This window comes from Paenibacillus sp. J31R30 (assembly GCF_059692115.1).
Map to the genome: position 1 here is coordinate 284,478 of NZ_JCAUAV010000007.1, position 11,639 is coordinate 296,116.

General features: G+C 46.3%; 7 protein-coding genes and 1 rRNA gene. All 8 read left to right on the plus strand.

The annotated features are described in order from the left end of the window. Nucleotides 1–143: 143 nt before the first annotated feature. Nucleotides 144–2,429: a helix-turn-helix domain-containing protein gene (locus tag AC58QO_RS22990; protein WP_497269595.1), complete on the plus strand. Its 2,286-nt coding sequence runs from the start codon at nt 144–146 to the stop codon at nt 2,427–2,429. A 248-nt stretch (nt 2,430–2,677) separates the two neighbouring features. After that, the gene (locus tag AC58QO_RS22995) at nt 2,678–3,646 is read left to right on the plus strand and encodes an ABC transporter permease (protein ID WP_497269597.1); all 969 of its coding nucleotides are present in this window, start codon (nt 2,678–2,680) and stop codon (nt 3,644–3,646) included. Between the two features lie 12 nt (nt 3,647–3,658). Beyond that, nucleotides 3,659–4,546: a carbohydrate ABC transporter permease gene (locus tag AC58QO_RS23000; protein ID WP_497269599.1), complete on the plus strand. Its 888-nt coding sequence runs from the start codon at nt 3,659–3,661 to the stop codon at nt 4,544–4,546. Nucleotides 4,547–4,604: 58 nt separating this feature from the next. Continuing rightward, nucleotides 4,605–6,242, plus strand: coding sequence for a type 2 periplasmic-binding domain-containing protein (locus tag AC58QO_RS23005; RefSeq protein ID WP_497269601.1), 1,638 nt, complete (start codon nt 4,605–4,607; stop codon nt 6,240–6,242). A 104-nt stretch (nt 6,243–6,346) separates the two neighbouring features. Then, on the plus strand, nt 6,347–8,230 hold the full coding sequence (locus AC58QO_RS23010; protein ID WP_497269603.1) for a heparinase II/III domain-containing protein: 1,884 nt from the start codon (nt 6,347–6,349) through the stop codon (nt 8,228–8,230). A gap of 39 nt (nt 8,231–8,269) precedes the next feature. After that, complete coding sequence (locus AC58QO_RS23015; protein WP_497269605.1) at nt 8,270–8,941, plus strand: hypothetical protein; 672 nt, start codon at nt 8,270–8,272, stop codon at nt 8,939–8,941. Between the two features lie 57 nt (nt 8,942–8,998). Continuing rightward, complete coding sequence (locus AC58QO_RS23020) at nt 8,999–11,050, plus strand: CBM96 family carbohydrate-binding protein (protein WP_497269607.1); 2,052 nt, start codon at nt 8,999–9,001, stop codon at nt 11,048–11,050. 403 nt (nt 11,051–11,453) lie between these two features. After that, nucleotides 11,454–11,639, plus strand: a 16S ribosomal RNA gene (locus AC58QO_RS23025); the annotation flags it as partial.

Sequence of the window (11,639 nt, forward strand, 5' to 3'; positions counted from 1 at the left end):
TTGCTCGCTTTGCCGCTTAATCAACCCATGACAAGCCCCAAATTTGTGCTATAGTAGAAGAAGCGATTTGTGAAAACGCTTTATAAATTATTCCCTAATCACATCCAGCCTTTCAATTATCCCACCTTGCAAGGAGGTGTTCCATGTTCAATATCCGAGCTAGGATGAGCACCATCTACTCACGAATTCTCTTGTTTAACATCTTGCTCGTGATCATCCTTTCGTTAGCCCCTCAGCTCATCTATATCCATTATTTCTCTACCGCCTATAATCAAGAAATCAACAGACAGAGTACCCAAGACGTCAGCAAGCTAAAATATGCGGTAGATGAGACGATCCTAGATCGCGTCATTCGCTTGGTGAATATTTATTTCTCAGATATTCCTAGCAATGAAGTGCTCGCATATCCGCTTACGCACGATATTAGCGGCAACGGCTACAAGATCGCTGAAGTTAGCAACTTTTTGACGGATATCCCTTACAAGCTGAACTTCCTGCAATCCGTTGAAGTGTGGTATACAGCGGGGAACGTGTACATTAATGATAAATATAGTTCGTATTTGGATTCGGCGGGCTCCCTCAAAAGCTTGGATGAAGCATGGATTAATGTCCTGCGCACCATGACGACCCCGAATCGGTGGCTGCCCCCTCGTGTAACCACACCATCGAATACGTCGGTGATCACTTATCTTTCGAATATTCCGCTGATCGATAGTCTGGCGAATCGGCAAGCTGTCGTCGCCATCAATATCAAAGAAAGCGCGATACATAATCTCATCCAATCCTCTCCGACAGATGGGGAAGTCTTATTTATTGTAGATGAGACAGGAAAAGTGCTTGTCCATAGCGACAGCCAATGGGTCGGTCACAATTTTAGCCAGAAGGATTACATCAAGACGCTCCTGCAGCATCCAGAATCCGGTACATTTGAAGCCTCAGTCGACGGTGTTCAAAGTGTCGTTTCCTACTCTAAGTCCAAATATAACAACTGGAAATACGTTTCTGTCATTTCGATCGATACCTTGTATCAAAAATCGAAGCAGCTCAAGCATTATTTGCTGATCACCACGATCATCCTACTCACTGTCAGCTTGCTTTTCTCTATTTACATGACTCATTGGGCAAATAAACCGCTGCGCAGCATCATTCAAACGATTCGAAATCTGGGAAGCTCAGATGGCCATGAGAAGCAGGCCAAGAACGAGTATACGATGCTTCATCAGGTGATCGATCGTGTGTCGAATACCATCACCGATTTGAATCATCAAATGGAGACGAATAAGCCGATTATTCGCGATAAGTTTATCATGCGGTTATTGCAAGGCGACCTCGATCAGACCGATCCGCAAGTAGCGAATATGGAGAAGATGCTCCAGCTGCATTTTGACCGAGAGAAGACGGCCTGTATGGCGCTCAAGGTTTTTGGTGTAGAGGGGATTGGCCTGAAGAACGAGATGATGATCCAATACAGTATGCTGCAGCATGTTGAAGAGCTTGGTGATTACTGGCTCTGTTCAACCATGGATAACGCGGGCCATATTATTGTGATTCTCAATTATTCGCACGCTCTAGATAAGGAAAAGATTCACAGCAGCATCAGCCAGCAAATGAAAGGGAAATTTGTTCTCGGCTTCGGCTCTGAATACACCCATGCCTACACCAACATCGCACAATCCTATACAGAAGCATGCGAGTGCTTGAATTACGCGTTCATCATGCCAACGGAGTCATGTATTTCTTATGAAGATCTCGCTATCGCGCAGCGCAAAGAGCACGGCAGTGGACTGCAAATTATCGAGCAACTTTCTGTCGCCGTACGTAATCGGAATCAGGAGATGGTATTTTCGATTCTGGATATATTGCGCAAAGCGCTCGTTTCGGGCAGGTATCATATTGATTATTGCCGTAATACGGTGTTTGATGCGATTTCGATCATCCGTACAACCGCCATTTCGATGGATATCGATCTAGAGCGCTTCCTGGGTTATGACATTCGGGATTATGGGCGGAAAATGGACAATGTAGCTGATTTAACGGACTGGCTCACCGGTGTAGCTGTTCAAATCATGGAATACCACACCACCGATGTGACCGACGATGACCCAGGTACTGCACTAGAACGTCAAATCCTCGCCTACATTGAGCAAAATATCTACAACGAGATCTCCTTGTCTTCCTTGAGCGAAGGCATTCATATGAACTCCAGCTACGTGAGTCGGATCTACAAATCGGTCATGGGATCGAATTTCTCAGAGCATTTGGCCGGGATCAAAATGAAACACGCCGAAAGCCTTCTCCGAGAGACGGACTTATCGATTAAAGAGATCGCAGCGAAGCTCGGCTATACGAGCCCCCGTTATTTTGCGAATGTGTTCAAAGAGAACTTCGGATGTACCCCCAAGAGCTATCGAGATAGCCTTGAAAGCTAGTCCTCCCCGACGAAAGCTGCGATGCACCTATGCATGGCAGCTTTTCCTTTCCCGCCAAAGCAAAAAAACAACACAGGTAAAAATATCTGTCACGCAGTCGCATATCCAAAGCATTCATCCATGATTCGCAACAAGAAGTAAAAAAAACAGCACTCCCGTAAAGTATTTGGGCGTTGTCGATCTCCCTGCATAGGCCGTACGATAAGGGCATCAAATCGCACATAAGATTTCGGAACAGGAGGCATGGAATGGAAAGTAACGCAATCATCGCAGCACGAGAAGTGAAGCAGCGCGTGCAGCCGCAACTCAATAAAGAACGTGCAATCAAGCTATATTGGAAACAAAAATACTTTTTCTTCATGCTAATTCCCGTCATCGCCTACTACCTCATCTTTCACTATGCCCCCCTATATGGGATTGTCATTGCCTTTCAAAATTATTATCCGCTGAAAGGTGTTTCAGGGAGTGAATGGGTAGGGCTAGAACATTTTAAGGAGCTATTCACGGGGCTGTATTTCTTACCGGTGCTGAAGAATACCCTTATCATCTCCACGTATAAATTGATTTTCGGCTTTCCGGCACCGATCATTCTCTGTCTTATCCTGAATGAGGTTCGCCTTGTATTTTTTAAAAAAGCAGTTCAAACGATCACCTACTTACCGCATTTCATTTCCTGGGTAATTCTCGGTGGTATCGTAATCGAATTTCTGTCTCCGACACGAGGCTTGATCAATGCCATCATTATGGAATTTGGCCATAAACCAATCCTCTTCGTGACAAGTGAGACGTACTTTCGATCTATCCTCGTGCTTTCCTCCATATGGAAGGAAGTCGGTTGGTCGACGATCATTTACTTAGCGGCAATCACAAGTGTGGATCCCGAGTTGTATGATGCGGCGGATATGGATGGGGCGGGGCGACTGCGTAAAATATGGAACATCACGATGCCATCAATCATGCCGGTCGTAACCATCATGTTCATTTTTGCGGTAGGAGGCATCATTAATGACGATTTTGATCAAATTTACAACTTGCTGAATGCCTCCGTTCTCTCGGTTGGGGATGTTATTTCTACCTATACGTATCAGATTGGGCTTGTGAAAGGCGATTACAGCTTTGCAACAACTGTTGGTTTGTTCAAAAATATCATTGCCTTTTTCTTAATTCTTCTCACCAATTATGTCGCTAAGAAAACCAATGACTATTCCCTATGGTAGGTGATCGCCGAAATGGCAACGAAACGCAAGAAAAAGAAACGAACCTTTGAGGATATCTTCGTAGACACGATTGTCTATACGACGCTCATCCTGCTAAGTGTATTGACGATTATCCCCTTCATGCAGGTGGTCACGGTGTCGATGAGTCCGCCAGAAGTTGTGAGTAGCTACGGCATTCATTTAATTCCGCTGAAATTTGATTGGGACGGTTATCGCAAAATATTGGCCTATCAACAAATCTGGATCGGTTACCAGAATACAATCGTTCGAGTCATTTTAGGTATTGTCGTCTCCATGACGTTAATGATTTTAGCAGCTTATCCACTGTCCAAAAAGAATTTGGTGCATCGTAAGTTTTGGACGATTTTCATGGTATTCACGATGTTTTTCAGCGGTGGCTTGATTCCCACGTACCTCATCGTCAAAGGCGTCGGGCTCTATAACAGCGTATGGGCACTTGTGCTGCCTGTAGCGATCAACACATTTACGATGTTGATTATCCGCAATTACTTCATGTCCCTTCCCGAGGAAATTCAAGAATCAGCCCGCATCGATGGGGCGAACGAATTCGTCATTCTAACGCGTATCATATTGCCGATTTCAATCCCCATCCTCGCTACAGTGGGTTTATGGACGATGGTCTACCATTGGAATGAATGGTTCAATGCCATGATTTATCTCAAGGATTCGAAGAAAGCAGTTCTGCAGCTTGTGCTGCGCAAAATTATGTTCGAAGGCTCCGAGCCACAGGCTGTCGAGGCAGCGAATACGATCTACGCTAACACCGACACGATGAAAATGGCTGCACTCATGGTATCCCTGATTCCTCTGCTAGTTGTGTATCCGTTCCTGCAAAAATACTTCGTCAAAGGCGTCATGATCGGCTCATTGAAAGGTTAATCCCAGCCCCCTCACAGGGGATGGTTCACTAACATACATGTCTAGGAGGGTCTAAAAAATGAAGCGAAACGTAATTCGTCATGTTGGCAGCTGGGTGAGCGCAGCAATGTTAGTAGGGAGTTTGGCAGCATGCAGCAGCGGCACAGAAAGCAGTACCACAAGTACACCGGCACCTGCAGCAACAGGTACAACGGCAACAGCAACAGCTAAGAATGACACACCGGTCACGATCGAATGGGCAGGCTATAACATCAACGATGTAGCTCCGGATGCGAATTCAGAGATCTTACAGGAAGTGTCCAAACGCTTTAATGCGAAAATCAATGTCTGGACAGCGGATTCGCAGAAATATAGCGAAGTGTTCAACGTCCGCATGGCATCGGGAGAAATTCCTGATATTTTGAGGCTGAAGGGCTTCGAGTTATCCAAACTCGTGGACAGCGGGGTTGCAGCCGAAATTCCAGTGGATACGATCAAACAGAAAGCACCTAACTACTACAAATTAATCATGGACAATGACACCTCAGGGTCTGCCTTCCGCTCCAGTATGTACAAAGGCAAAAACTACGGGTTATCCGCTTTCCAATTAGACGGCACCTATCCAACGAGCCTTGTATGGCGCACGGATTGGCTCAAAAATGTCGGCATTACCAAAGTGCCTGAAACTCTGGCTGAGTTTGAGGATGCGATTTACAAGTTTACGAACAATGATCCCGATAAAAATGGCAAAAAAGACACGTACGGCCTCTCCAGTACGGCGATGCAAACGGTGCTTGGCGCCTTCGGACCGATCCCGACGGATGTCATCAAAGGTACAACGCCTTACTCAGCACTATGGTATACCGTGAAGGATAGCAAAGTGACGATGGATGCAATTCAACCAGAAATGAAAGAAGGCCTCAAGCTGCTGGCCAAATGGTATAAAGACGGCGTCATCGATCCGGAATTCGTAACAGGTGAGAATAAGGGCGGTTATTGGGCGACTTCCCATGCCTTCATTAACAATCGCGTTGGTGTAACCGGTAACGTGATGTACTACCACTGGACACCGCCGCTTACTGAGGGAGATAAAGGTGGAGCAGTTTATCAAGAGTTTATTAAAGTGAAGCCAGATGCCAAATACGATGAAACCTGGTCACTCGGCAAAGCGATTAAAGGTCCGGATGGCAAAGCCTATGGTGCGAACATTTGGGGCTATAACAACGAAACACTGGTAATTACCAAGAATGCAGCCAAAGATCCGAGAAAGCTGGATACGATTTTGAAAATGCTGGATACACTGGTCACCGACAAAGACTATTATATGTTGGCTAACTATGGTGTCAAAGACAAGGATTATGTCATTAACGCAGATGGCTCCGTCGCTTCCAAGCTCAAAAACCCGACAGAAACAGCACAACGCGCTGTGACTACCTTTGGGATGTATACCAACAATCCGGATGTGGTGAAGCAGATATTCAAAGCGAAATATGTCGTTGCGGATAAAGTGAAAGGTACGGGTACGCCTCCGTCTTACTTACCAAGCGTAGAGGCTTCCGGAAAGTACACAGCGGATTTACAGAAGCTGACGACGGAAAATTACATCAAAATCATTACAGGCGAGCAATCCGTCGATTCCTTTGATGATTATGTCAAAAAGGCAAGAACAGCCGGTGCTAATGAGATTGAGAAGCAGTACACCGAAGTCATTAAATAGGTTGTAAAAGAATCCATTTCCCTGATTCGAAGACTGTCACATTCGTAGCCAAATTGCAAATGAGGCAGTCTTTTCTTTACGCAGACAAGGAGGACGTTAGCGACATGAAGTTAACAGATTTCATCACTGTATCCGATATGGAAAGTCATATTTTAGGCAAAAACATGGAGGGACGCATCTTTCCTGCCCTAGAGTATCGCGAGGCTTGGGCGAGCATCCCCGAGTCCTTACAGCAAGCTTGGGTGACGCAAGCAGAGTCTTATCTGAACTATGAATGGCCTGTTTTGAGTGCTACCGCATTCATGGCCTATTTCGAAGAGGGAAGTCGTAAGCCGTACGATTCGGTTGAAACAGAAAGACGAAGCGCTCTCTGCACACTCCTTATCGCAGAATGCATCGAAGCAAAGGGCCGATTTCTTCGGGAGATCACGAACGTCATTTGGCTCCTCTGTGAGCAGACGACGTGGTGCGCTCCGGCCCATCATTATTTATCCCTTCAGCCAGGGGAGTTGCTTTCGGATGTAAAAGAACCCTTGTTTGACCTGACGGCGGGAGAAACCGCAGCGCTCTTGGCGTGGACGTCACATTTGCTGAAGACCCCGTTAGATGCGCTTTCTCCCCTTGTTCGCGCGCGCATCCAAGTCGAGCTGGAACGCCGCATAATTGCCCCGTACACCGATCGGATTGATTTCTGGTGGATGGGTTTTGGCGAACGAGAAGTTAACAACTGGAACCCATGGTGCAATGCGAATATGTTGACCGTCGTGCTGCTGCAGGAGATAGAGCCAGAACGGAAAATCATGATCTTCGACAAGGTGCTGCGCAGTTTGGATCGATATTTGGAGGTGCAGTTCGAGGATGGCGGCTGCGATGAAGGTTCAACCTACTGGGCGAGAGCGGCGGGGATGCTTTTGGTCAACCTTGAGCTGCTGTACCGAGCATCAGATGGGGCGATGCAGGTTTATGATCAACCATTGATTAGAAAGCTTGGGCAATTCGTCTACAAGATGAACATTGACGGACATTTCTTTGTTAATTTCGCAGATGGCTCGGCGATCGCCTCGCAGGATTACAGCATGATCTACTTGTATGGCTCGCGTACTCAGGATGATCAACTGCGCGCATTGGGGCAGTTTGGCTTCCGCACCTATCAAGTACCTGATCGCAGAGGGAAGGGAATTTCCTTTTTTCAAGAAATGATCAGCTTGCTTACCTTTGCAAGTATTCAACAAGAGGCAGCGCTGGCACCGCCACTGGTCCAAGATGTGTGGCTGCCGAATCTGCAAGTGATGGCCGCAAGAGAATCGGAAGGCACGTCCCAAGGCCTGTTTGTTGCGATCAAAGGCGGTCACAACGACGAAAGCCATAATCATAACGACATCGGTCATTTCGTGGTTTATGTGCATGGCAAGCCGTTCTTGATTGATATCGGAGTGGAGACTTATACCCAGAAGACATTTAGTCCGCAGCGATATGAGATATGGACGATGCAGTCTGTCTATCACAGTGTGCCGGTTATTAACGGTTTTGAGCAAAAGGAGGGCCGATCCTTCCGTGCGGAGGACGTAACTTATGAGAACAGCGAAGACGCTGTCCGTTTTGGGACGGAGCTAGCCAGTGCTTATCCGGCTGAAGCAGGTGTGAGGAGTTGGCATCGCAGCCTGACACTGCATAGAGGGCAGTACCCTGCAATAGAATTACGGGAATCATGCTTGCTTTCCGAACCTACAGATCAAGTGCTGCTTCACATCATGTCCAGCCAACTCCCCCAGCTTCAAAATCAGGGCCTCATCCGTTTGCAGGATAGCGGTAACAATCAGCTATTGCTTCATTACGACAATGAGCAATGGGAAGCTGCTTTTGAACACATCATCGTTACCGACGAAAGCTTGACACGTGTGTGGGGAGACAGTCTATATCGCATCCAATTTAAGCTTCGTCATGTCGTCCAACAAGGTAACTGGGTGTTTCGAATGACGGAGCAGTAGGATCAACTAATCCCAAAGCGTCCATGAAGGAGGGGAATTATGAAGCTAAGCTTGATCATCTTACTTCTGTCTATCTTTGTGACTACAGGCTGCTCCGAGTGGCAGGATCATTCGTTAGCAGGTCCCGCGTATGCCACTGTCGCCTATATCAATGATGTACCGATAGATGAGCGCGAGTTTCAGCTTTTCTTGAATGATGTGAAGGCTCAGACTGCTGGCTACTTCAAGAAAAACTATAACGCGGATGACTCAGCCTCCTTCTGGACAACGAGCTTTCAGGGGGAAGTGCCTGTCGAGAAAGCCAAGCAACTGGCGCTAGACCGATTGAAAGAGGTCAAAGTTCAACAGCTTTTAGCCCAGCAATACGGCCTTGTGATTGACCTTAGCTACACAGCGTTTCTCGAGAATTGGGCAAAGGAAAATCAGCGCAGGGAGAAGGCAATCAAGAATAACCAAGTGATCTATGGTCCTAAGCAGTATGATGAACGCGGCTATTACACCTATGTATTTTCTAATTTAGTTTTGAAAGTGAAAGCAGCTTATAAAGAACAGACAGCACCGAAGGGAGGTGACACAGACCCTAGCGGGTTAACGGATGATCAAAAGCAACGAGCGCTGGACACCATGTACGCAGAGAAAGTGAAGCAATTGGTGGAGGATGCACAAGTGAGGGTTGTGGACCACATTTTTCGAGAAATGAAGCTGCAATAAATCGTGTTTCTGGATGTCTCACACATGCTTATATTCCAATATAGAGGAGAATGATTAATGAGAAGTTCAAAGGCATTTCGATTGTGCCTATCGGTCGGCCTAATTTTCACACTCCTAATGACGGTCGTAGTATCCCTGCCTGTATTAACGACCACAACGTATGCGAACAATACAACCTACTATGTCGATTCGGCTGGGGGCAGTGATAGTAATAATGGTTTGAGCACTGGTACACCATGGCAAACGTTAACCAAAGTCAACAGCACTACCTTTTTGCCTGGGGATAAAATCCTTTTCAAATCTGGCTCCATATGGACGGGACAATTGCATCCGCTAGGGTCAGGAGCTTCGGGGTCACCTATCATCATCGATAAATACGGCACAGGTAATAAACCTATTATTAATGGGAATGGATTAACCGGAGGCACGGTGTATTTTTACAATCAGCAGTATTGGGAATTGAATAATTTGGAGGTCACGAATACATCCGCTTCGGCAGGTGACCGTTACGGGGTCAAGGTTGAAGCACACGATGTGGGAACTTACAATCATTTTTACATCCGAAATATGTATATTCACGATGTCACGGGAACGAATACCGATGCGTTAAAAGTGACCGGTGGTATCTATGTACTCGTATCTGGAACCGCGGTAAGAACCAAATGGAACGATGTTCTGATTGATGGCAATACGATTGAGCGCACCGATCGCACGGGAATTAGCAATGGCAGCTCATGGGGGAACAATGACGGGGCAGGCAACTTCGAGCCCTACACGAATCTCGTGATCAGCAACAACACGCTGAATGATATCGGCGGTGATGGGATCGTCATGCGGGCTTCTATAAATGGTTTGATTCAATATAATGTTGTGAACACAGCCCATGCACGGGATACTCATTATAATGTAGCAATTTGGGCGATCAATAGTACGAATCCTGTCATGCAATATAATGAAGCCTACAATACCAAAACAACGAATGACGGCCAAGGCTTTGACTGTGACTTTAACTTAACTGGTTGTACGGTTCAGTACAATTATAGTCATGATAATGAAGGCGGCTTCCTGCTTGTGATGGGAAATGGGACGATTCGTAATGACAATATGATCGTTCGTTATAATATATCGCAGAACGACCGCGCACGTATTTTCCAATTCAATAGCGGTTACACGCCGTTGAATAGCCAAATTTATAATAATACCTTCTATATTGGCTCTGGTTTGAGCACGAGCATTACAACGGGGCTAGCCGGAAGCAATCCGATCTATTTTAAAAATAACATCGTATACAACGCTGGAAGCGGCGGCTATTCCGTCAAAGCGAATGATGTATATGATTACAATGTTTTCTATGGTAACCATCCGGCTAGTGAGCCAAGCGATGCGCATAAATTAACGAGCGATCCGCTTTTGGCTGGAGCGGGCAGCGGCGGCACTGGATTAAGCACGGTTAATGGCTATAAGCTGGGAACAGGTTCCCCTGCCTTGTCATCTGGGGTCCTAATCAGCAGCAATGGAGGCAAAGATTACTGGGGCAACTCCGTCTCATCGTCAACTTCACCGAATCGTGGCGCATACAATGGTGCGGGTATTGTCCTAACGGCCCCGAATACGTGGATTGCCGCGGATGACGCGAATGTGAGAGATGGCACCTATGCCACAACGAACCAAGCAGGAACAACGGCTGTTACGGTTGATACGAAGAACGACTTAACCAGCTACAAACGTGATGGCTATTTTAAATTTGATTTTAATAGCTATAGCGGGTCTGTGACAGCGGCAACGATTACCCTTAAGCCAATCGTAGCTGCCATGAGCGGGATTCAAAATGAGGTTGCACTTGTTACCGATAACACATGGACAGAAGGCGCCATCACATGGGATACGAAGCCTTCCTCCAGTACGGTGCTAGGTACGTATACGATCGTTGCTGGCACACCGATTACCATTAATGTAACTTCGCAAGTGCAAGCGGCCATGTCTACCGGCAAAAAGCTCTCCATCCGTGTATACAGCACGTCGCCTGTGAATTCAAATGGGAATGTCTCTTTTGCTTCAAGCGAGAGTATCACCAGCACGGATCGGCCTAAATTAACGATTACACCGTAAGCTGCAAAGAGGGCTGAGTGCTCCGACGTAGATAACGACAATACGTGTCGTAACGTCTGGGCATTTGGCTCTTTTTTGATCGAATAATTATTTTTTGAATTGGAAAAATAAAACATTGCTATGTGTTTTACATTCATGCTATATTATCACTCCGGCCGCAAGACAGACAGGCTGGCAACGAAAAAAGAAATAAAAAAAGCTTGCAATTAAAAAAACAACATGGTATATTACTTCTCGCTGCTTCGGTAACACGGCAGTGAACGTATGGAAGATTGATCCTTGAAAACTGAACAACGAGTGAGTAAGCACGAACGAGAAATCGTTCAAAAAAAGAGATTGCAAAATCTCGCTAGCAACGCAAATGAGCAATTAAGCTTTCAAATAGGACGAGCAATCGTCCACTATTATGGAGAGTTTGATCCTGGCTCAGGACGAACGCTGGCGGCGTGCCTAATACATGCAAGTCGAGCGGGTTTATCCTTCGGGGTAAGCTAGCGGCGGACGGGTGAGTAACACGTAGGTAACCTGCCTTTAAGACTGGGATAACTATCGGAAACGATAGCTAAGACCGGATAACTGGTTTTCTCGC

Coding starts and splice junctions, on each gene's coding strand:
- AC58QO_RS23015 (WP_497269605.1), top strand. CDS start 8,270: ATGAAGCTAAGCTTGATCATCTTACTTCTGTCTATCTTTGTGACTACA.
- AC58QO_RS23020 (WP_497269607.1), top strand. CDS start 8,999: ATGAGAAGTTCAAAGGCATTTCGATTGTGCCTATCGGTCGGCCTAATT.
- AC58QO_RS22995 (WP_497269597.1), top strand. CDS start 2,678: ATGGAAAGTAACGCAATCATCGCAGCACGAGAAGTGAAGCAGCGCGTG.
- AC58QO_RS23005 (WP_497269601.1), top strand. CDS start 4,605: ATGAAGCGAAACGTAATTCGTCATGTTGGCAGCTGGGTGAGCGCAGCA.
- AC58QO_RS22990 (WP_497269595.1), top strand. CDS start 144: ATGTTCAATATCCGAGCTAGGATGAGCACCATCTACTCACGAATTCTC.
- AC58QO_RS23000 (WP_497269599.1), top strand. CDS start 3,659: ATGGCAACGAAACGCAAGAAAAAGAAACGAACCTTTGAGGATATCTTC.
- AC58QO_RS23010 (WP_497269603.1), top strand. CDS start 6,347: ATGAAGTTAACAGATTTCATCACTGTATCCGATATGGAAAGTCATATT.